Source organism: Bacillus changyiensis, from assembly GCF_027706145.1.
In the GTDB taxonomy this organism is placed as follows: domain Bacteria; phylum Bacillota; class Bacilli; order Bacillales; family Bacillaceae; genus Bacillus; species Bacillus changyiensis.
In genome coordinates, this window is record NZ_JAQFWW010000006.1 from 1 (window position 1) to 21,656 (window position 21,656).

The following is a 21,656-nucleotide window of genomic DNA, read 5'->3' on the forward strand; positions in this document are numbered from 1 at the left end:
TGCCATAAATTCAAAACACTGTGCTGTTCAATTAATACACCTTTTGGCTCTCCAGTTGATCCAGACGTGTAAATCATATAAGCAAGATGGTGCCCCTCTGTTACTGATGGTGGATTTAATTCGCTTTCTCCTTTAAATCCTTTATCGACATCAATCACTTGCCCGGAGAATGATGCGGTTTTTTCTGTTAGCTTTGACTGTGTCAATAAAAGAGAGACTTGACTATCTTTTAACATATATTGAATACGGCTTTCTGGGTATTCAGGGTCGATCGGCACATAAGCGCCTCCCGCTTTTAACACCCCAAGCATTCCGACCAATAGATCAAATGATGGACGGACCATGATCCCGACTAACACATCAGGTCCAACACCTTTTTTCATCAATAGATGTGCCAGCTGATTAGCTCGGCTGTTTAATTCCCGATAGGAGAGGCGATCACCTCTGAAGACTGCGGCTGTTTCATCAGGACGTATCTCTGCCTGTGTTTCAAATTGTGTCGAAATGGATGGGCATGATGGCAGTGGCACATCCGTATCATTCATCTTGGCCACAAGTGCCTGTTCATCCTTAGAAATGAGTTCGAGTTCACCGAGTGTTTGCTCAGGATCAGCCAACACCGACTCAATCAGATGTTCAAAATGCTTTGCCATTCGTTCGATCGTTTCTTTTTTAAATAAACTTGTGCTGTATTCAAAGCGGCAACCAAGACAGTGCTCAAGCACTGCTGCCTCCAATGTTAAATCAACCTTAGACGTGTTATACTCCATGTCGAAAATAGACATTTTGACTTCTTCAGACAGTTGATAGCTTTCTTTGATATCCTGTAGTGCAAATACGGTTTGATAAAGTGGGTTTCGGCTTGGATCACGATTTAACTTTAGTTGTTTGACTAATTCATCAATAGGATATTGCTGATAATTCAGTATTTGAAGTATGTCTTGTTTGACTTCTTGGCAAAATTGACTGAAATTGATTGTTTTGCTTACTTCTTTTCTAACGGGTAAAGTATTGACAAATAGTCCTGTGGTTCTTTCCATACTTGGATGGAAGCGTCCTGATGTAGGTGTCCCAACAACCAAATCAGCTTGTCCGGTATATTTAGCTAACAATACAAAGTAAACCGATAAAAGAGTCATATATAGTGTCAGACCATGCTGCAAAGAAAACTCTTTTAACTGATTGAGCAAGTCTTTATTTAGTTCAAATTCAAAGATGTTCCCTGCAAAGGACTGCAAAGCTGGCCTTGGAAAATCAATAGGTAAATGAAGTTCTCCCGGTTGATCAACTAAAATTGTTGACCAAAAGTCCCGATGTTCAGCAAGCTGCTGGTCTTCTAATTTACGCTTCTCCCAGACAGCGTAATCTTTGTAGCCGAGCTTAAGATCTGGCAAACTTCTCCCTTTATAGATGCCGGTCAATTCTTCCATAAATACTTGAAGTGACATACCATCAAAAATAATGTGATGAAAATCTAGTAATAACACATGCTTGTCAACAGATTGTATCTTTATCAACTTTGCGCGCATGAGAGGAGGCTTATCTAATGAAAACGGCTGAGGTGAAGCAGAAACAAGCTCCTCTATTTCAGACTGGTTGTGTACATCATACTCAACATGCAAGGTAACATTCGGATGAATTTTCTGTTTGAGCGTATCGTCTTTTTTTATAAAAGACGTTCTGAGTGATTCATGCCGATTGACTAATGTTTGCAATGCGAGCGAAAGCCTGTTCACATCAAGAGGTCCATCTATTTGAAATGCGCAAGGCATATGAAATAGATTGGCATCATCTGTAATTAACGATCTTGTATAAACTCCCTCTTGTGCAGCTGTCACAGGATAAGCATCACTCTCCACCGCAGGTAATAGTTCCTCAAGGTGACCGGCCTTCATTTTTTCCTCAATGACCTTCGCCATTGCAAATAAAAGTGTATGAGAAAAAATATCCCCAAGTGTTAACCGAATCCCAAACTCTTTCTCAATTTCATTCACAAGGGTCAACGCTTGTAATGAATGAAACCCGAGTTGGATAAAATCTGAGTTTGAAGTTAAATGATCCACCTTTAATGTTTTCTTCCAAACCTCCGCCAATTTAGCTTCGAGAGCTGTATGAAGTAAAGCTGTTTGTCGATGTTCTTTGAAGTAGCTTTCAGGCTCTGGAAGCTCTTGCCGATTGACTTTTTGGTTTGTGGTCAAAGGCAATTGGTCTAATTGAATAAAATATGTTGGAACCATATAATCTGGCAACTCTCTAAACAAAAAGGCTTTTACTTGATCTGCAATGTTTGCTTCATCTGCTTCAAGATATGCAGCTAATACGATCTGATGCGGTTTAGGTTCAACAGTCTTGACAACAGCTCTCCTTACTGCAGGATGCTGAATGATTTTTGCCTCAACCTCCCCAATTTCAATTCGATGCCCCCTAACTTTGACTTGGAAGTCATGACGCCCCAGAAATTGAATATTCCCATCAGGCAACATCTTCGCTTGGTCTCCTGTTTTATAGAGCCTTTCAGAAGGATCAAAAGGATTTGCGATAAATTTTTCCTTAGTCAGTGTCGGATTGTTCAAATAGCCTCTGGCTACACCTTTTCCACCTATATACAACTCACCAATTGAGTGAGGTGGTAGAAGTTGCATCGATTCACTAAAAATGTACATGGACATATGTAATAACGGTTTACCAATTGGGGTAATACCCTCATAATCAGCAAACGCCTGCTCAAAACGATAAAGGCTCGTTTCGATCGTCGCTTCCGTTACACCATAAGTGTTATAAATTTGGATCTTCTCTCCGTAGTGTTTGATCATTCGTTTGAAGTCTTCTTTCAAACATGAATCAGCACCGAGCACAACCAATTGAAGTGAAGTGTGTTCAATTCCTTTTTCATACATATCATCTAAAAGCGGAACAATCAGAGCAGGAGTCGACTCTAACATCGTGATTTGATGAGTTTCAATCAGTTGTTGTAGCTGTCCTAAATCACGCTTTGCTTCTGAAGGACAAATCACAAGGGTCCCTTGGTTCAATAAAGTTCTCGCCATATCACCGGCAAATACATCAAACGAAAAGCTAGCAAGTTGCAAAATACACGGTTTCATTTCTTGAAATCCGTATGCCTCATTATAGGCTTTCCACATATTTGTATAGTTCCGATGTTCAATCATGACGCCTTTAGGATTGCCGGTCGTTCCAGAAGTATAGATGATATAACACAAATTGTCCGGCTTCGTCACATTGTCAAGCGCTGCTGTTGACTGCTGATGAATGGCTTCATCTTGAAAATAGATGCATTCTACAGGAGCTTCTCGGTCCATTTGATCTGTCAACAACATAACAGAATGACTGTCTTTTAAGATGAATTGGATTCTTTGTTCTGGAAATTCAGCATCAATCGGAACATAAGCTCCACCTGCTTTCATCACTGCAATGGCCCCAACGATCATGTCTTCTGTCCGGTTTGTTAAAATTGCGACTCTTTTTTCTGGTGCAACACCTTTTTGCCGAAGAAGCCGGGCAAGCTGGTTTGACCGCTCATCTAATTCTTGATATGAAAGGGTACGATTTCCACAAATAACCGCTGTTTTTTCCGGTGATTCTTTTGCCATTCTTTGAAAAATGTCCTGAAAAGATTCCTCTATTTCATCTAATCTACTTTCTGATTCCTCTCTAAAATAGAGGGCTTGATCAGCCTCTGTTAATAAATTAAGCTGTCCAATCTGCTGCTGTGGCGCCAATAATGCTTTAGAAAACAACAGCAAAATTCTCGCAAACATATCTTGGATTTCTTGCTCTTCAAATAGATCAAGTCGATAGTCAATTTCAAATGCGATGTCTTCTCCATTGTTGACGATATGGAAAGCAAGATCATTAATTTCATATCCGTTATATAGAAAGTCGACATCATATGTGATTCCATCTGTTTTCGGAAAATCAATCTCCAAATATTGCAAAGATGTGGTGTACAAATAATCATGTGTACGGTGCTGATTACGCCAATGATTTAAAAGAAGCTCATAAGGGTATTTTTGATGTCTCATTGTTCTGAGCTGTTGCTGACTTACATTTCTTGCGAATGCCGAAAAGGTGAGAGTCGGATCAACTTGCACACGAAATGGAACAGTACTAACAAGCATGCCAAACAGCTCTTTTTCACGAAGGGTTGTTCGGTTGGAAAACATGGTGCCGATGACAATATCTTTTTTTTGCGTCATTTTTGATAAATAGATATAAACGCCTGCCAAGAACAAATTAAATAAACTGATATGCTGTTCAGTTGAATATTCTTTCAGCCTTTTTGCGAGTGGTTTTGATACAATTTCTGATAACCGTCTTGATTTCGCACTGCTACGATATGCACGACTAGGCTTTAAAGATGTCATTTCTGGCCTGCTTTGAAAAAGCTTTTCCCAATAGTGACGATCTTTTTCAAATCGGTGACTTTTCTTGTATTCTTGCTCTGCTTCAATTTGTTGAATAAACGATTGCGTTTTTGTCGAATGAAGAGATGTACCTTTTATGAAATGAGAATAAATCGAAATCATTTCATTTATACAGCTCATGACAGATACAGCATCTGAAATGATATGATGAATATTGACATAAATGAAACACCGATATTGGCTTACTTTAAACACTTTAAAATCAAATAGATCTGCATCTTCTAACGGCAGAGGCCGCTGAAAGTGAGCAAGAGCGATTTGCTTGCTACTTTCAGCATCTGCACCGTTTAAATCAACAATATCGATCTCTTTTTCAATAAAATCAGCGACATACTGAACTGGTTTTCCTTCTTTTGTAGACAATATCCGCAAACGGATGTTGTCCGTTTTTTTGATAAACTCGTTTATGGCATTTGAGATCAGACCATAATGAACGGGTTGCTCAGTGTCCAATTGTATAAGAGCACCATTGTTAGAAATACTTGTGTTTGGATACATCTTTTCAACATACCAGATTCCCAGCTGTCCATCAGTTAATGGAAAATAGTGATCCATCTTCTTGTACCTCCTTATTTAATCCTCTACAAACTGTCCTTGGTCCATTTTGACAAGATGGTCAGCGGTATGGAAGTAATGATCGTCATGTGTGATGGCAATAACACACTTCCCTTTGTCTCTTAATTGAGGGAGCAAATGATGGTAGAAAAATTTGCGATAACCCGGATCTTGATCTGCTGCCCATTCATCAAATAAACAAATTGGCCGATCTTCTAAATAGGCGACAAGCAAAGCCAACCGCTTCTTTTGACCTGTTGACAGCTTGGTCGTGCTAAATTCACCATCTTTGATCGAGACTTTATCTTGAATTCTCAGAAGCTCAAGTAAGTTGTTCATTTCTTTTTCCCTTCCGCCTATCTCAATACCATATAGCCGATCAAAAAGATGAAAATCACTAAAAATGGCAGAATAGTATTCTTTTATTTGTTCAGGTGTTTTAGGAATACCGTTAATCAACATTTCACCTCGATCCGCTGGGTAAAGCCCAGTAATGAGCTTGGCAAATGTCGATTTTCCACTACCATTTCCCCCAGTGATGAAAGTCAGTTCTCCAGGCTTAAATTCATAATCAATTGGCCCAACTGAAAAGTTTTCCGTTAGACCTTTGTATTGGAACTGAACTCCCTTTAAAGTTAAAGTCACTTTCTTTCCAGTCACTTCCACATCCGTTTCATCGTCTTTCTCTAATTCAGAAACCTCTGACATCAAGCTAGTCATGCGCTTCCAACTGACATGAATCTGCATAATTTGCGGAAAAGAATGCAGGAGATATGTGACAGGTCCAATCATATATAGAAAAATAAACACGTAATTGTACAGTAAATCACCCTGCATATGAAAAATCACTGGGAATAGAAAAGCGACAAATCCAACGACTGACAATAGGATAATGTCTTCCATGATGAAGGCATTAGCAAACTTTAAATCTGCCTTTGTTCCCTTTCTTCGATAGTCTTCACAAGCTCCTTCAAAGTTTTCTTGAAACGCTTTTCTTCTCGCTCTGTTTAGTGCCAGTTCTTTAAAACCCGCTAACATATCATTTATGAAGCCAAAAAACTTGTTTTGAATGTCTCTCGTTTGTTCAAACAGTCGATTTGCTTCTCCTGCAACAATCAGGTTGATTAGAATCGTGATCACGACAACAGCCAATGATAAAATCAGACCCCAAAAGCTCAAAATACCCAAATAAATTAAACAAAAGAACAAGGTGATTAAATTTGTCGCACCTGTAACGGCCAAATGCATGCCCTCACTGATTTTTTCTGTATCATTATTTAAACAAGCACTAATCTTTCCTTTCTCAAAGCGTTCCATTCTTTCAAAAGGGATATGAAGTGTTTTATCAATCAGTGCGACCCTTTTTTCGTAAATGACTTGATTTGTAAGGACAGCAATTTTCGTACGAATATATCGTTCTGCCATGATATGAACGACCAAACCGATTAAAAATGCATAAAATAAACCATTTGTAAAATTGCCTTGTACATTTAACGATTGGTTAATGATATAAATGACAATTGTGTTACTCAACCCGCTAATTGCCCCATTGATCACTAATGGCAAAAATTGAATCTGTTTTTCTTGTCGATAAAATAAAGTAAAAGAAAAGTAGAGAAACCATAATCCCACAAGTCCACTCAATAACCAATACACAAAAGATATTTGAAAACCGACGGACTGCAACTGGATTACCTCTGTCCTCAACCATTGATAAGAAATGTGCAGAAAATAAAGCAATAATCCACACATAACAGCCGCTATAACAAAAAGCAAACTACTTTTTGCCGACTTGACGAATAACCGTTCTTTTTTTAGAGCCTTGATGATGACTCTGCCTAACATAAATATCATGATGCAGATAAACACACTGATGACAAATGAAACTCCTGTCAAAGCGCGGCCAATATCTGCTAGTGATTGCTCACTGCTGAAATTCACTCGATACTCCACCTTTCAATGACACTAGCTAGATTTTGTTTTAATATGCCCTTTTACAACAATATCTCCATTTACACTAGCAGTCCCTTCTATTAGTGTCAGGCCTCTCCGCCTTCTGATGATTTCTACTTTTAGCTCCACAAGATCTCCTGCGTAAATCGGTTTAAGAAATTGCATGTCTTGCAAACCGGTTAAAAAAACCAATTCTTGTGAGTCAGCATTGTCATGACTTTCCTCTGCAAAAGCACTTAATTGAGCAAGACTTTCGACAACGAGTACACTAGGAAACTGCTTTTCTCCATTAATATTGATTACATACATATTGTCATGATTTATTTGATACGCTCCTTCCACTTTTATACTGTCAACTGTCTTCTTCACCTCAGTGATGAACAAAAACGGGTGTCTGTGAGGCAAAACCGCCTCAATGTGATAAGTCAAATAGAGGAGCCTCCTTTCCATTCTGTTGTAGGCTGCTGTATGATAAAGGATGCATAATTGCCACAAAAACCAAAATTATTGACAAGAACACTTGAGACACTTGCCCATTCCTTCTCTTTCACAATATTTGCTGTAATTTTTGGATCAAGTTCATCCAAGCCGGTTGTGGGCGGAATGCATTGTAGCTTCAATGTCAATAAAGCAGCAGCTGTTCCTAAAAACCCTGAACAGCGCAATAAATGACCACACGCTCCTTTATGAGAGCTGACAGGTATACTGCTACCAGCTTGAATGGTTTCCACCAAAGCTTCTGATTCGATTGTATCACCTTGAGGCGTACCTGTTGCATGCGCGTGTATATAATCAGGCTTATCAATGCCAGCCATTTGAAGCGCTGTTTGAATTGAATGGACAACCTTTCCTTTATCAAGCTCAATCATGTTTTGCTTTTCGCCCCCTGTTGCACAGCTAGCCCCATCAAGCCATGCAAGCGGCTGTTGTTGCCGCTTTGCAAAGCTAGCCGCTGACTCTAAGATCAGCACGCCTGCCCCTTCACCGATTGTGATGCCGTTCCTCTTGACATCAAAGGGCTTTGCTTCGGTTTTCGTAATGGCTCTCACAATGTCAAGTGAAGCAAAGTCGTATTGATTAAACACCTCCGCACGCGCGATAACAATAATGTCTAACTGACCATGGCGGATCATACTGTAGCCAATGGATAGAGCTGTACCGATTGAAGCACAGGCGGACGTTGGTCTGATGATGTGACTTCTATGAAACAATGAAGATGGGAGATTGAGTTCAGGGTCCATGATCCATTCTGCCGCATCATGTTCAAGCGCGTTATTTCCTGGCCCTGTTACAACTGGTAAAATGAGTCCCATCCTGTGATTTTCTAACTTTCCTCTGCTCAAACCAGCACCCTCTGCAGCTTCTTCCATAGCAAAAGCTAAAAATTGTTTTGCCATACTGTCTTTCGAATTTGTTACATTGCCTTTCACTTCACCACCTATTTGGCACCTATATGGACTCGCATCAAACCGGGTAATAGGTGACATCGCACATTCGCCTGAGTATAAACCCGTTTCAAACAAATCCATTCCAAGACCGAATGGGGAAACAAGTCCTATTCCACTAATACCAACCCTATTCATATTGATAGCCTCCCACTGCTTTTATGTTAAACGAATCACTTCTTGACCTTGATTACTGTCAGCATATTGGTGAATCCATTCACTAAAATTCATCTGTTCAGTTTGTTCGTTTATCCATTCCCAGTTCTTTATTTCAAACAGAGGTTGATAGGCTTGGCTTTGGAGCTCAGTTGCTAAGGCAGCAATTGTAATCCGCCCCGTAAATCCATTCTCATCACCATTAGTGACCGGCTCTCGATATATTTCTGCCACAAGCATAAAATCTGCCAGCTGATCAACTAGAACATTATGAGCTAAGCCAATTCCATACATCTTGCCACAGTGGTCTGCAAATGTTGTGGAAGGTCCATTAAGACCAAGCTGTATGGATGCTTGGGCAGTTGGAAGGCTGTTCTCAAAAGAAATTGTCATATGGGGTCTAACAGCTTTTTTCCCTTTTTCCAAAGCATGTGCGTATCTCTCAATATCAGGCCAGATGGCATTTGAAACATTGACAAATAAACCGATATTATCATTTTGCTGGACAATACCTTGATGGGATAGCTCGGTGATGATTTGATACAGTCCTTCGCATAACGGTTCAACAGTCTCATCATTAAATTTGCTTTTTTGATATGGAAAAGGTTCTCTCTTCATAGGTATTTCATTTTTTGTGAGCCATTGATAGCTTGAAATCCCTTTTTTCACGGTCATTTCAATACCGAGTAAAACAACAGACGATTCTTTCATGATCTATTCACAACCTTTGCTTGTTGTGTAAAACACAATTTTCCCAAAGCAACTCGGTCAATTTTTCCATTAGCCAGCATCGGAAACTCATCGACTTGTTTATAATAAAAAGGCACTTGATCTTTTTCTAAATGTTCCTGTGCGTAACGTTTAACATGTTTCAGATTGATATTCTGATGATTCTTGCTTATGAATATGGCAGCAAGCCGCATCCTATTGTTTTCATTGCGAACACCCACAACAGCAACATCTTGAATGTCTTGATAGTGACGCAGCTTTTGTTCAATGTATTCAGGACTGATATTTTTTTCTTTAATCACGATAATATTTTTAGTCCGACCAATAATTTTTAGGAAGCCACTCTCATTGATCTCTGCCAAATCTCCAGTATTCAACCACCCCTGAGCATCAATAGGGTTTTCTGCTGAATTTGATGAGTAGTAACCTATCATATTACTAGGACTCCTAACAAGCAGTTCTCTCTTATCGTTCAGCCTTAATTCGATCCCTTTTAACGGCTTGCCCACTGTCCCTATACAATAATCCTCACATGTATTCAACGCAACATTTGGTCCGGCCTCTGATAATCCATAGCCATCGAGGATCGGTTGTTTGACTATTTCAAACCATTTTCTCGCCACCGTCTCAGGAAGAATCTCCCCACCGCAACCCCAACTACGCATGCTGGAAGCTGCTTTTCGTTCATCTACATTTTTGCTGAAATGTTCAAGCATGATTTTGTAAAATGAAGGCGTTCCCTCAAATAAAGTAGCTCCACTTTCTTTGATTAATTGCAAAACATATCGCGGTCGTAAATGCTCTGGAATCACGAGATTCATTCCGCATTTTTCAATGATATTAACGAGACTGATGCCATACGCTCCCCACAAGGGAACAGCTGCTAACAAAACATCCTTCTCTGTAAAGCCAAGCTTTTCGACAGTTTGTTCACTTTGATATGCGATCCCTTTCTTAGACCAGACAACAAATTTAGGCATTCCTGTAACTGACCCTGTTGTTCTAACAATCGCTCCAGCTTCTTCTGGAAGAGGCGCCTGTTCAATATCTTCATAACGTTCAAGGCAAAAGTCGAAATCTAACTCATAACAAAACAGCGGTACTCGGATTCTTGCAAGCTCTTTTTGCGGATCTTTCATCTCACCCATCACAATGGGAATAATCCCTAATTGTTTGCAACCTTTATAGGCTACATAAAAAAGCAATGGATTTCTGACTGAAAGGGCAACAGCATCTTTTCGCTTTACACGGTTAACTTCCATTAAGTAAACAAATTTATCCAATAGATTGAGAAGGGTCTCTGTCACATCTTTATGACCAACACTGACTTTGTTTTGGTGTTTCATCATCTACTACCACCCCATATTCCTGCTGGACCGTATATGGAATATCTTTTTTCCAATCCGTGCAGATTTCAATTAAAGACAATTTGCCTTGTTTACTTAGTGCTCTCGCTGTACAAATAGCGTTTTTTAAGTCTGTCTTATTTGTTGGAGAGAAAAAAGTACCTTGGAGAGATTGAATCTCATGGCGCCATTGATGATCTTCTCTAAAATCACAACCAATGGAAATCTTCATTTTTTGTTGATTTAATCGTGGCCATGCATAACCACCATTATTAATAATTAGGTAAATCATCCCAATCCCGAGTTCATATGCAGTATCTAGTGCACCTTTACCCATTTCAAATGATCCATCACCGATAAACGTCATAATTGTTGAGTCAGGTTGAGCCAATTTTGCTCCTATGCCTACACCCATCGGCACTCCTAATGCAGTTTGCTCCCCTGGAACAAGCGTCCTTCCCGATTGATTAATAAAAATAGGATAGGAATAGCCCCACATATCATGAAGACCGTTATCTTGAACCAAAATGTCGTTTTCTTCAACAGTTTCTGATATCATTTGAAAAGTTGCTCTAATAGGTTGTTCCGAAAAATCAGCGTTTGTCCACTTGTTAAGCAGCTGATGTTTAACCGATTTCTGTTTTTCTAGCCATTCATGACGCTTCCACTCCCCCTTGGCTTCATACAACAACAAGTCCTGTACAACGATTGAAACGTCACCTAAGATGCTTACATCTTCTTCAACGGACTTTCTCAAACTTGTGTAATCACGATCAATGTGTATCAATACATGTTGATCAGCAATATCTTTCCAACCCATTAAAGCTGTTTCTTCAAGCTGTGTTCCAAAAGCAATAAACAGATCCCCTTCCCTTAACAGCTTTTTAGCTTCCGGCAATCCATAAAGACCTATATTACCGAATACATGCGGATGATGTTCATTCACAATTCCTCTACCAGAAGCCGTTGTAAACACAGCTGCCTGAAATTTTTCAGCCAATGCTAAAAGTGATGAACCAAATGAAGGAGAATGTTGACAACCACCTCCAGCGATGAAAACAGGCCGCTTTGATTCGGCAAGAGCATCCACTGTTAAGCGAATTTGCTCACGATGCGGGCATATCGCAACAGCCTCTTTCTGAAGTAATGAAGAGGGCTTTTCATAATGCTGTTGTTCCAAATCATTTGGTATTTCTAAATAAACAGGTCCTGGTTTTCCATTGACAGCCAAATACATCGCTCTTTTTAGCGCCCACTCAGCTTGATCCACATGCTCTACTCGATACTGCCATTTTGTGATCGGTTTCATCAGTTCGACACTATTGAGTTCTTGAAAAGCACCTGTACCAACAGCCGTTCTCGCTGTCCCTGAAGAAACGATGATGATAGGAACACAAGCAGAAAATGACTCTAATACAGCCGTTAATCCATTGACAAGTCCTGGGCCAGGGCTCGCAACATATACAACAGGTTCACCTGAGACTTGGGCATACCCCATCGCCATACTAGCTGCAATTCTTTGATCTTTCGCTGTATACACATCCAATTTGGCCAAGTATGCTGCTTCTAGTAGGCCTTCGCCTTCTCCGACCATTGCAAAAACCTTTTGTACATTTGAATTTTTTAATAAATAAGAGTAAAGATCCCATATTGATGCAAACAAAAACAGCTCCCCCTTTTTAATAAACTCTGATTGGATATTGATGAAAAACACGGTTGACTTCTTTAGAAATTAAAATTGGTCTGCTCTCCAAGCGGCCTTTGTATTTCACATAACTCGCTTTGGGACCATAGCCTCCAAAAGGCTGATGACCATTTTCAATATCAAACAGGGTTTGATTAAGAGAAACTGTATAATGTTTTTTCAATTTTTCAGCTAAATCGGCCTGTCCAAAAATGGATACACCAAATGATGATTCCAATTGGTTTGCATCTGTGAGCCATTCAAGCACTTCAAAGGCATTGTCATAGGAGACGATATTAAATATTGGTGCAAAATGTTCTTCACAACGCGGCATATTTTTGATGTCGGAAACTAAAACAGATGGTTCAATCCAGTTCTTTCTTAGATCTACTTGGCCTCCATAAATAATTCTATCTTCATAGTCGTTAAGATATATTTCAGTTTGTAGCACCAGCTCTTTATAATTGCTGTCTCTGACTTTGTCGCTCATTCGACCGCTTCCCTGTATTTCTTTTAACTGTTGCAGAAGGCATTTAACAAAGCTTTTTTTCTGACTTCTATGAACAAAAAATAAGTCCGGACACATGCAATCCTGGCCAGAATTAAATAATCTCGCTTCTACTGCTTTTGCAGCAGTGTATTCCATATCAGCTTCAGCTCCTATAACAAAAGGGTTTAATCCAGAGCCAAAAAAGATAAAGAGCGCGTGAGGATAATCTTTTTGAACAGATAGACCATTATAGTAATTACCTGTAAACACGACAACTTCTGCATCAGACGTTTTCTTTTTAAAATCTGCATAGCCTATAGGTTCGATTTCAATATTAAAATTTGTATATTTTTTGAAAAAATTGTGAATTTTCATGGTGGGAGACTGTGATGAGGTGGAAGGTCTTAAGGAAATAGACTTACAGTAAAACCCTGGAATAATGGCATATAAGACATAAGAATAAAGAATAGAGTTTGTTGGATGAAAAATGGCGGCTTTTTGAACTGTGTCTCTTTTCATATATTGTAGTTCCCTTGCTGCTTGTTCCAGAACGTCAATACTAGAACAAATTTCATAATCCGCACTTTCACTCGTACTAATTTCCATGAGAATGGTTCTTAATTCATTTTTATGTTGCTTCATCTTATGGCTAATAAGGTTCAACTTTTCTAAAAATGGATCCATAAGTGTTATACCTTCCCTTCTTGAAAGTTTACAAGAATATGAAAACGATAAAAAATTACGAGTTCATTATAATTAGAATTATATTACTTGTAAATAAACTACAAGCCTTATTTTTTTTACCAGACTATAATGAACAACTTACTTCTTGGCACAGTATATTTTTTCATAGAATGATGATATATAGATAAAACAACCAATATTTAGAACAAACTTTCCCCTTGTCTAAAATTAGCTGAAAATTACTCTTCATCACATTGGGTCAAATTACTTCTATTTCACATGAAATCTACTTGATCTTTGTCACTGAATTGTAAACATTATTTTTTTGCGGGATACCGAAAGCTTAAAATTTTTAATTTTCCAAATTAAAGTAGTGTGGTAAGATAACATATATATGGAATAGAGAGTTAATGATGGAAGGGGTATTCATCATGAAGCAAAAAATCCCAGCGGAGCATGTAGCAATCAAGCTGAATGAATGGTATTCTTTAATACGCACAAACAAAGTAACAGACGCGGAATTCGTTAAGGCTGAAATAAAACAACAACTTACAGATATGGAAGAAGATCAAACAGTATTGTTGTATTACTCTTTAATTGATTTTCGTCACAATCTGATGTTGAAAGATTTGGAACCTAACAAAGCAATAGACATGTCTGATTCATTATCAAAAATTGAAGCAAAAAAAGATGACATGGAACATACCCAGGTTGATGAAATGATTCAATACTATTATTGGTTTTTTAAAGGTATGTATGAATTTAAACAACATCATTTCAACACCGCCATAACCTGTTACAAAATTGCCGAAAAGAAATTAACCTTCGTTGATAGCGAAGAAGAAAAAGCGGAGTTTTATTATAAACTAGCAGAAATTTATTATCACCTCAGACAAAATTATATATCGATAAATTACGCGACGATGGCACTCGATACATTTAAAGCCCACGAAACTTTACTAGAGAAAGAAATATATTGTTACTTTGTCATAGCTGGTAACCAAGTTGATACTTACAAATATGATGATGCATTAAAAACCTTGAAAACATCGTTAAATAAAGCTCAACAAACAAAAAACAACCACTTGTTAGCATCCGCATATTTCAATTTAGGAAACTGTTATTTTTATTTAAAAGAGTTTTCCAAGTCATATGAACATATACAAAAATCTTTATCAATATTTAAAAAAGAAAAATCCTCATATGTCCCTAAAGCTCAATTTCAACTGATGTATGTTTGCTTAAAACAGGGAAAACGTGATAAAGCAGTTAACCTTTATACACAAGGGATAAAGAGCAGTCTAAAACTACATGATAAAATCTATGAAACACTGCTTCACATTTTGAAAAAAATATATTTTGATCATGAATCTATAGATGAAGAATTCAAATACCTTAAAAATAAAGAGTTATATGTTGAGATTGAAGAGTTGGCTTTGGACGCAGCAGAGTATTATAATGGAATTGGTAAACTTGAGGAATCAATCCAATTTTACCGCAAAGCCATTCAGGCAAGAAATCAAATCAAAAGGGGAGTTGTCTTCAATGAAAAATAAAGTTTTATTAGGAATGGGCGCTTTCGTTTCTCTGGCTGCATTTTTAGCGATCTCGATTCATTTCACTACCCCATCTGACACTCATCACATTGCTGGTAGAATGATTACATCATCGGTAAACGATTTTCATACCCCTGAAAGATCATTTGCTTAAGGAAAATAGAACATTTCTATTTCATGAACAGAGCTGGCGAAAAGCGCCAGCTTTTTAAATGTTCACCTTCACCATACTTCAACCTTATGTTCTCAAACCTATGCATCCCAACTTATCTGTTAATATGGTGAGTGAATCAAAACTCAGTTTGTGGATTTCGTTGGTATCACTCATGCCCAAGGATCAACTTCTAGAATGAATTCAAATGTTGAGACACAAAACTAGAAATGAATCATGATAAAAGACCAACCATTTTGAGGCCATGGTAAATCCCATCGTCTTCAACTGATTTCGTTACATATTTTGCAACTTTTTTTATTTCTTCTTCTCCATTTCCCATTGCCACGCTATTCTCTACCGTTAAGAGCATTTCTTTATCATTCAGTCCATCACCAAATGCATAAACACGTTCGCGAGGAAAACCTAGTTTCTCAACGATTTTTTCTATCCCCTTGGCTTTTGACCCGTCTGTTGGAATGACATCAACTGAGACAGGATGCCATCTTACAAAATCAAAATCTTGAAAAGATTGTTGGTAAGATGTTTCTTCCCCTTCGCGACAAAATAAAAGAGCCTGATACAGTTCTCGTCCTTTATAATAATGCGGATCATGTGTAGGGAAGCGACCAATTTTTAATGAACGAATGCTCTCTTCAATAAATTGATGCTTTAACACATTCGCCTTCATATCTTCATGATCCATATAAACGATAGGATGATCTTGAATTAAGGCATCCGCCGTCAATTTTTCTAGAGATATCATATCTAATGGATAAGTAAAAAGGACTTCGCCATCCAAAACGACATATTGTCCGTTATAACTGACATAGGTATCTATTTCTAATTCTTTTCGTAAATCCTCGAACATAAAAGGAGCACGTCCAGTTGCAATTGCTACTTTATGCCCTAGCTCCTTCAGCTTAAAGATGGACTGCTTTGTCGAGAAAGGTAATGTTTTATCATGGTTATATAATGTTCCATCTATATCAAAAAAAATGATACTTTGTTTTGTCATGTTTGCTCCTACTTTCGATATTAAGCTGTTCCTCTAAGAGGAATTTCAATTGTTGTGATCATCATGATTTTGGCTATCGGCTGATAATGGCTTATTCTGTTTTTTCACTTTTAATCAATTTATTTAATTTTTTCATTGTGTTTGTCATTTGAATGAATTCAGATATGTCAATTTTAGAATAATAATTTTCAATCAGCTTTACATCCAGTTCTTCAATTAATTGAATAAATTTCTGCCCGTTCACATCTAGTTTAATAAAGGATTCTCTTTTATTTGATGGATTCACCAGTTTTGTAATCATTTTTTTTTGCTGAAGCTTTGTGAGGACTTGACTCACAGCACTTTTACTAATATCAAATGACTTTGCAATTTCATGAGCTGTGATATTCTCATGTTTTGCAATATGCGATAAAATCAGTTCTTGTTGCCAAGTTAAATTAAATTCATCCACTTTAACAGATTCTTTCGAAGTTAGCACAGCAAATTCATCAATCGCTTCATTTAATTGTTTTACTACTCGTAAATAATCGGATTTCAATTGTTTAATCCCCCCTATTTAATACAGATTGCTTGTTCGTCCATTGCTTAGCCTTCGCAACTATTAGAATGGTCAATCCCAATCCCACTGCTGCAAAAATAAAAAGTAATGTTCGAACAGAAAAACCTATTGTCATCAGGGAGGAGAAAAGCGTCTGAGAAATTGGGTCAAAGGCTGTTTGTGCTATAAAAACGATCGCCATGACTCTACCCATCAACTGAGGTTCTGTATGTTCTTGAATCATAACATCTGCCGGGATAAAAGTCATAAAACTGAAAAAGCCTATCAGCATGACAATTAGTACTAAACCCCACATGGAAGGCATTTGACTAAAAACTCCAAGAAAAATAACGGAAGAGAGTAAAAATAACAAAATCAATCTTCCACGATGTTTATTGATACTAAATATTAACAATATCATTGTAGCTGAAAGCGAACCAATAGAAAAGCCTGCTTCTAAGAAACTTAAGTCAAGTGCACTTCCTCCAGCTTCCTTAGCCAATATCGGCAGGCTCAAAAAAATCGGTCCCAAAACAAAGAAATTCAATACAATAATAATAGCTATACCTACTGTGTAAATGGATGACTTCCGTATATAGTGGTAGCCTTCAACAAACTCCTTTAAAAAGGTTAGTTTTTTTTCTGAAGGCGATGGTTTTTCATCTCGAACAAATGCAGGGAACACTAAACACATATTAACGGACATCGTAATCACACATACCGCAAACGTCGCAGAAAAAGAATAATAATTAATCAGAACCCCTGCTAAAACAGGTCCAATTAAGAAAAGCAACTCTTGAGAACTATGGATCAATGTATTGGCCAATTGCAGATCCTTTTTATTCACCAAAGATGGAATGAGCGATGAAAGAGCAGGAAAAAAAAGACCGTCTAAACTTCCGATAAAGAACGAAAGAATGAGAATGACTGAAAATGTTAACTCTCCATTGATATATACCCAAAGAAGAATCCCCAGCAAAATGACTTTTCCTAAACTCGTACCAAACAGGATCTTAGATTTTTGAATGCGATCTGCCAGAACACCTCCGACTATCATTGTGAACATTCTTGGAAGTGCCGCAGCAGCCATGACAAGCCCCATATATTGTGGATGATTCAAACCATCAACCATATACCAGGATATGGCTAATACAAATATGGAAAAGCTTAAAACAGCAAAGCATTCTGACCCTAAAATAAATAAAAAACGATTATTTTTCAAGATTGACTTCATGATGACTCCCTCATTATTGTTTTATAGTTTAGTTCACTTAACTAAACTATAATAGAGTCTATATGTGATGTCAATCCTTTATGAACGACAAAAATCCTCCTATATCCACAGGAGGAAAGTTAAAAAAGAAGATTATTTTTTGAGTTCCTGTATATTGCTTTCCAACTTTGAAATCACTTCAGTCAACTTCTCTATCTTTTTTTCAAATCTAAATAACAGGTAAATGGCTAATATTAAAGGAAACCCAAAATTCCCAATTTGCGATAGTAATTGTTCTATCTCTAGCGTACTCATTTTACATTCACTCTCCTTTCTTATCTATAGAAAGTGAACTTGTCTTCTGGATTTTAAAACATTTTTGGCTAATTCATGTGGAAATTCTTAAAATTAGTATCTTAGTCGGAGGCTTGATTCCACCGACAACCTTTGTTCCACAAAACAGGTCGCGATTAATAATCAACAATAGCAAGTAAATAAAACCGAAATCGCTTCTTAAACTTAAATTTTCATGATCCCACCTAAGTGTCTACTCACTGCTGTGATCGTCTTCATTTCTAGCATAACAAAACTTCAGATGATATTTTCTATGAAGCAATTTTTGTAGTTCTTTCACTTCATTGCTATAACATCTAGCAATGTCTTGATACATCCCCTTCTGCCCATCATAAGGACATGTGTCTAACCGCTTAACTGTTTTGAGTAAATCAATTTTCAATTGCTGGTATTCGTTAATCGATTTTTCTAAACAGCTCATTACGAATCCCCCAATTTCTAATTTATTTTTATTAAAGCCTGTGAAAAGGATTTCTTTAACCTTATGTTTTTTAAAGAGAATATAAAGTGGGAAAATCAAATACATTTTCTCAACAAATTGGTTTGATTTTTTTTAACCATTTTCTCTTTCTAATCATGTAGGATCTCAAAACGACTGAGAGGAAGATGTTAAGTGAATATCATATCCAAAGAAATTGTCTTGGAGAAAGCTGAGTTTCAAAAGAGATTAAAATCACCTGTACTGCTACCTGTCCTAGAGGAGACAAAAGACTATTTTTCATTTGATGAAACAACTTTTACAGAAACTCGAGCATTTGAAATTAATTATTACGAAGGTGATGTAGCTGAACAATTCATTGTCACCCAACTTAGTATGTATATTAAGTTTAAACCACAGTTGTATGTCCATATCCTTAAAAGTAAATCCGTCGAAACAAATAAGGAAAGTACTTTAGTAAGAGTCATATCTTTAACAAAGCAAGCAAATGAAACGCAGCATACGATGAGAGTGATAACATATGATGGGGGAGAGTTTATAGGTGAATACAATGCACCTCGTACAGATGAAGAACTCACTCTTCCTGAAGAAATTGATCAAATCCCAACAGACGCGATTCAAAAATCGGCGGAGAACAAGCTTTTCAAAACACAGGCTACCGTTTTATGTTTTCGATTAGACGGTTCAGGTACTTGTTGTCAATTCAGATATAATGGTCTTCCTTGGAACCCATTGATTAAATACAAATGGTGTGGAGAGAATTGCGGAAGTGGAACACCAGTAAATGCACTAGATAGATGCTGCAAAGCACATGATGAATGTTATGGGGAGAAAGAGGATTATCCTGCTCGTTGTTCCTGCGACCAAAATCTAAGAAATTGTGCCAGCACAACAGATAATGCTGGAACGGATAGAGTCATCACAGCTTTTGCAGCAAAAATGGTTGCGATGGGTTGTTAAAAAAACTGTCCAATAGTCATTCTCTTGACTATTGGACACCTTTGCTCTTTTCAGTCAGCTCCTTTACTTAAGGATGATTGAAACTTGAAAACGTCATAAAAATAAAACTTACAATCACACCTATTATCGTTAGTGCCATTAATACTAAGCCCAAATATCTAATCGTATTATCTTCGCCTTTGACAAGACTCATAGCAAAAAACACGATACTGAGAATGACAAGAATGATCCCTAAACAAAAAACAATCATAATTAAAGTGGACAGACTATTGGGAATGAAATAACTTAATCCTGTTAAAATAATTCCAACAAGCGAGGAAAGAAAAGAGAGTAAACCATAATCCATTCTTCTCAAGTTAAGTCCCCCATAAAACCAATTTTTTGATAATAAAACAACCTCACAAGAGATTCATGCAATTAAACTTCCTATTTTTACTTCACCATCATGAAATATTTCAATAACACATCTTGATAATGGTGAAAATATCCACGTATCAAAACTTACAGCAGTAACATCATCTATGACTTCAAGTACTTGATCTAAATTGATCGTTAATGTCCCTTCGTCCCAACTAATATAAACAATATGACTGTATTGATAACTGTTTCGCTTTAAAAAAGTAATAATTTCATCAACTGTATATACTTTAGCATGATTAGACATTTCCTCCCCATTCTATACGCCCCCAATAAATAGAAAAAACTTTCAAAGTCATTTAATACTTGTTTTTTCTTAATATCTAATAAATCACTTACATCCTCACCAAGATTCCCCATATCAAATGTTTAAATAAAGATTTAACTGTACATTCGTAACCTTTAAAACGGGATAGTGGTTTACGAGAATTAGTTTCGGGTCATCATCTAACCTCAATCTTACTTTTCCATCATAGATTACCCTTTAAACAACATTACCATATCAAGCGTACCAGTAAATGATTGAATGTTTACTCCGAACCTTGAAAGTAGTGTGCATAAAAATCGGGGAACTTGCTCGGCTTCCGCGGGCTGTTCCCGCAAGTGTCTCGCAATTCCCCTGAATGTTTTATTTCTTATCTAAAAATTCAAAGAAACCTGGTGCTTTCATTTCTGTTAACACTTTTAATTTTTCGAAAATCTTTATTTTAATCTCCTGCTCTAAGTCCTCCCTTTCCTGAATAGATGTATTTTTTAGACTCTTTTTTATTTTTGGCAAGAATTTGTCAATAATCTCATCATATGTTAGTTCATTACATTTATTCATTTTGCTCACATCCCAAATTTATTTTTGATTTTAACTTTCTCAAAGCGGTACGATGATAATAAGAAACCATCTGTTCTGACAAGTTTAATATATTAGCTATTTCCTTGTTCCTTAATTCGTTTAAATATATCAATTCGATTACTTTTTTTTGAGTTTTATTGAGCGTCTGAAGAGCATGATATAAGCTCTGATTCGTTATCATCTCTTCAAGTGCTGTTTGTGTCTCCTCAAAAATATTTTCAGTTTTATGATCTGATTGAAGATTAAAATAAAGTTTTTCCGGATTTTCAGTTGCTTCAAAATATATTGGCGTCCTTTTTTTGTCTGCCGAAATTCTCTTATCATAATCAATTGAGTAAAAATGAATTAACTTGCTCACATAATTGATGACTTTTACATTGTAATAATGATTTCTAAAAGCTTGATCTAACTCTTCTTTATTTTCATAAGTAGGGTTATTTATTACGTCTTTTAATAAAGAAAAATTCTCTTTTTTCTTTAAAAAAAGCGCAATGATAGGTTCTTCTAGTTTGTCTCGATTTTCTTCCAAAAAAGACCTTAATACACGTTTTTCATCCATTGAAAAATATCCCTCCTCACTTCATAAAGAGACATCTTTTCATCAATTATAAAACAAAAAAGAGAACAAGTGTTCTGTTTATATGAATTTATTCGAAACAGCAATATCGATCATTTG

At 37.0% G+C, this 21,656-nt stretch carries 20 protein-coding genes; 3 read left to right on the plus strand and 17 right to left on the minus strand.

Annotation, left to right across the window (positions count from 1 at the left end):
- From PDT38_RS15540 to PDT38_RS15575, 8 genes are all read right to left on the minus strand, one after another.
- On the minus strand, positions 1–5,000 hold a 5,000-nt coding region (locus PDT38_RS15540), incomplete at its 3' end, for a non-ribosomal peptide synthetase (protein ID WP_270802878.1).
- Positions 5,001–5,018: 18 nt separating this feature from the next.
- Positions 5,019–6,941, minus strand: a complete 1,923-nt coding sequence (locus PDT38_RS15545; protein WP_270802880.1) for a cyclic peptide export ABC transporter — start codon at positions 6,939–6,941, stop codon at positions 5,019–5,021.
- Positions 6,942–6,965: 24 nt separating this feature from the next.
- Entirely contained in the window at positions 6,966–7,382 is a 417-nt protein-coding gene (locus PDT38_RS15550) for a 3-hydroxyacyl-ACP dehydratase FabZ family protein (protein ID WP_270802882.1), read from the minus strand.
- On the minus strand, positions 7,379–8,536 hold the full coding sequence (locus tag PDT38_RS15555; RefSeq protein ID WP_270802884.1) for a beta-ketoacyl-[acyl-carrier-protein] synthase family protein: 1,158 nt from the start codon (positions 8,534–8,536) through the stop codon (positions 7,379–7,381). Before PDT38_RS15555 ends, PDT38_RS15550 begins: the two co-directional genes overlap by 4 nt.
- Positions 8,537–8,557: 21 nt before the next feature.
- On the minus strand, positions 8,558–9,265 hold the full coding sequence (locus PDT38_RS15560; RefSeq protein ID WP_270802886.1) for a hypothetical protein: 708 nt from the start codon (positions 9,263–9,265) through the stop codon (positions 8,558–8,560).
- A complete protein-coding gene (locus PDT38_RS15565; RefSeq protein ID WP_270802887.1) occupies positions 9,262–10,632 on the minus strand; it encodes a class I adenylate-forming enzyme family protein in 1,371 nt (456 codons plus the stop codon). Before PDT38_RS15565 ends, PDT38_RS15560 begins: the two co-directional genes overlap by 4 nt.
- Complete coding sequence (locus PDT38_RS15570) at positions 10,595–12,292, minus strand: thiamine pyrophosphate-binding protein (protein WP_270802888.1); 1,698 nt, start codon at positions 12,290–12,292, stop codon at positions 10,595–10,597. The genes PDT38_RS15565 and PDT38_RS15570 overlap by 38 nt, the downstream gene beginning before the upstream one ends.
- A 16-nt stretch (positions 12,293–12,308) precedes the next feature.
- Positions 12,309–13,487, minus strand: coding sequence for an aldehyde dehydrogenase family protein (locus PDT38_RS15575; RefSeq protein ID WP_270802889.1), 1,179 nt, complete (start codon positions 13,485–13,487; stop codon positions 12,309–12,311).
- Between the two features lie 431 nt (positions 13,488–13,918).
- Between PDT38_RS15575 and PDT38_RS15580 the strand changes: the two genes are divergently transcribed.
- Both PDT38_RS15580 and PDT38_RS15585 read left to right on the plus strand, forming a co-directional pair.
- Positions 13,919–15,043, plus strand: coding sequence for a Rap family tetratricopeptide repeat protein (locus PDT38_RS15580; protein WP_270802890.1), 1,125 nt, complete (start codon positions 13,919–13,921; stop codon positions 15,041–15,043).
- The gene (locus PDT38_RS15585) at positions 15,033–15,197 is read left to right on the plus strand and encodes a hypothetical protein (protein ID WP_270802892.1); all 165 of its coding nucleotides are present in this window, start codon (positions 15,033–15,035) and stop codon (positions 15,195–15,197) included. The genes PDT38_RS15580 and PDT38_RS15585 overlap by 11 nt, the downstream gene beginning before the upstream one ends.
- A 232-nt stretch (positions 15,198–15,429) precedes the next feature.
- Here PDT38_RS15585 and PDT38_RS15590 read toward each other — a convergent pair whose 3' ends face one another.
- The 5 genes from PDT38_RS15590 to PDT38_RS15610 form a co-directional block, all read right to left on the minus strand.
- Positions 15,430–16,212 carry a Cof-type HAD-IIB family hydrolase gene (locus PDT38_RS15590; RefSeq protein ID WP_270802894.1) on the minus strand — a complete coding sequence of 261 codons (783 nt, stop codon included), beginning with the start codon at positions 16,210–16,212 and terminating at the stop codon, positions 15,430–15,432.
- A 91-nt stretch (positions 16,213–16,303) separates the two neighbouring features.
- On the minus strand, positions 16,304–16,750 hold the full coding sequence (locus PDT38_RS15595; protein ID WP_270802896.1) for a MarR family winged helix-turn-helix transcriptional regulator: 447 nt from the start codon (positions 16,748–16,750) through the stop codon (positions 16,304–16,306).
- Between the two features lie 4 nt (positions 16,751–16,754).
- Positions 16,755–17,984, minus strand: a complete 1,230-nt coding sequence (locus PDT38_RS15600) for an MFS transporter (protein WP_270802898.1) — start codon at positions 17,982–17,984, stop codon at positions 16,755–16,757.
- A gap of 132 nt (positions 17,985–18,116) precedes the next feature.
- Positions 18,117–18,278, minus strand: a complete 162-nt coding sequence (locus PDT38_RS15605) for a YvrJ family protein (protein ID WP_270802900.1) — start codon at positions 18,276–18,278, stop codon at positions 18,117–18,119.
- A gap of 232 nt (positions 18,279–18,510) precedes the next feature.
- A complete protein-coding gene (locus tag PDT38_RS15610) occupies positions 18,511–18,738 on the minus strand; it encodes a hypothetical protein (RefSeq protein ID WP_270802901.1) in 228 nt (75 codons plus the stop codon).
- 192 nt (positions 18,739–18,930) lie between these two features.
- Between PDT38_RS15610 and PDT38_RS15615 the strand changes: the two genes are divergently transcribed.
- Positions 18,931–19,716 carry a hypothetical protein gene (locus PDT38_RS15615; protein WP_270802902.1) on the plus strand — a complete coding sequence of 262 codons (786 nt, stop codon included), beginning with the start codon at positions 18,931–18,933 and terminating at the stop codon, positions 19,714–19,716.
- A 67-nt stretch (positions 19,717–19,783) separates the two neighbouring features.
- Here the strand turns inward: PDT38_RS15615 and PDT38_RS15620 are convergent, their stop codons facing one another.
- From PDT38_RS15620 to PDT38_RS15635, 4 genes are all read right to left on the minus strand, one after another.
- Positions 19,784–20,071 (minus strand): hypothetical protein, encoded by a 288-nt coding sequence (locus tag PDT38_RS15620; RefSeq protein WP_270802904.1) that lies wholly within the window; start codon positions 20,069–20,071, stop codon positions 19,784–19,786.
- A gap of 54 nt (positions 20,072–20,125) precedes the next feature.
- Complete coding sequence (locus tag PDT38_RS15625; RefSeq protein WP_270802905.1) at positions 20,126–20,380, minus strand: CDI toxin immunity protein; 255 nt, start codon at positions 20,378–20,380, stop codon at positions 20,126–20,128.
- Positions 20,381–20,761: 381 nt separating this feature from the next.
- On the minus strand, positions 20,762–20,959 hold the full coding sequence (locus PDT38_RS15630) for a hypothetical protein (protein ID WP_270802906.1): 198 nt from the start codon (positions 20,957–20,959) through the stop codon (positions 20,762–20,764).
- Positions 20,952–21,539, minus strand: coding sequence for a sigma-70 family RNA polymerase sigma factor (locus tag PDT38_RS15635; protein WP_270802907.1), 588 nt, complete (start codon positions 21,537–21,539; stop codon positions 20,952–20,954). The genes PDT38_RS15630 and PDT38_RS15635 overlap by 8 nt, the downstream gene beginning before the upstream one ends.
- Positions 21,540–21,656 lie beyond the last annotated feature (117 nt).

Excerpts from the sequence above, each read along its gene's own strand:
- PDT38_RS15635 (WP_270802907.1), bottom strand. The coding sequence starts at position 21,539 with ATGGATGAAAAACGTGTATTAAGGTCTTTTTTGGAAGAAAATCGAGAC.
- PDT38_RS15555 (WP_270802884.1), bottom strand. The coding sequence starts at position 8,536 with ATGAATAGGGTTGGTATTAGTGGAATAGGACTTGTTTCCCCATTCGGT.
- PDT38_RS15580 (WP_270802890.1), top strand. The coding sequence starts at position 13,919 with ATGAAGCAAAAAATCCCAGCGGAGCATGTAGCAATCAAGCTGAATGAA.
- PDT38_RS15605 (WP_270802900.1), bottom strand. The coding sequence starts at position 18,278 with ATGAGTACGCTAGAGATAGAACAATTACTATCGCAAATTGGGAATTTT.
- PDT38_RS15575 (WP_270802889.1), bottom strand. The coding sequence starts at position 13,487 with ATGGATCCATTTTTAGAAAAGTTGAACCTTATTAGCCATAAGATGAAG.
- PDT38_RS15610 (WP_270802901.1), bottom strand. The coding sequence starts at position 18,738 with ATGAGCTGTTTAGAAAAATCGATTAACGAATACCAGCAATTGAAAATT.
- PDT38_RS15625 (WP_270802905.1), bottom strand. The coding sequence starts at position 20,380 with ATGTCTAATCATGCTAAAGTATATACAGTTGATGAAATTATTACTTTT.
- PDT38_RS15585 (WP_270802892.1), top strand. The coding sequence starts at position 15,033 with ATGAAAAATAAAGTTTTATTAGGAATGGGCGCTTTCGTTTCTCTGGCT.
- PDT38_RS15560 (WP_270802886.1), bottom strand. The coding sequence starts at position 9,265 with ATGAAAGAATCGTCTGTTGTTTTACTCGGTATTGAAATGACCGTGAAA.
- PDT38_RS15630 (WP_270802906.1), bottom strand. The coding sequence starts at position 20,959 with ATGAATAAATGTAATGAACTAACATATGATGAGATTATTGACAAATTC.
- PDT38_RS15590 (WP_270802894.1), bottom strand. The coding sequence starts at position 16,212 with ATGACAAAACAAAGTATCATTTTTTTTGATATAGATGGAACATTATAT.
- PDT38_RS15565 (WP_270802887.1), bottom strand. The coding sequence starts at position 10,632 with ATGATGAAACACCAAAACAAAGTCAGTGTTGGTCATAAAGATGTGACA.
- PDT38_RS15600 (WP_270802898.1), bottom strand. The coding sequence starts at position 17,984 with ATGAAGTCAATCTTGAAAAATAATCGTTTTTTATTTATTTTAGGGTCA.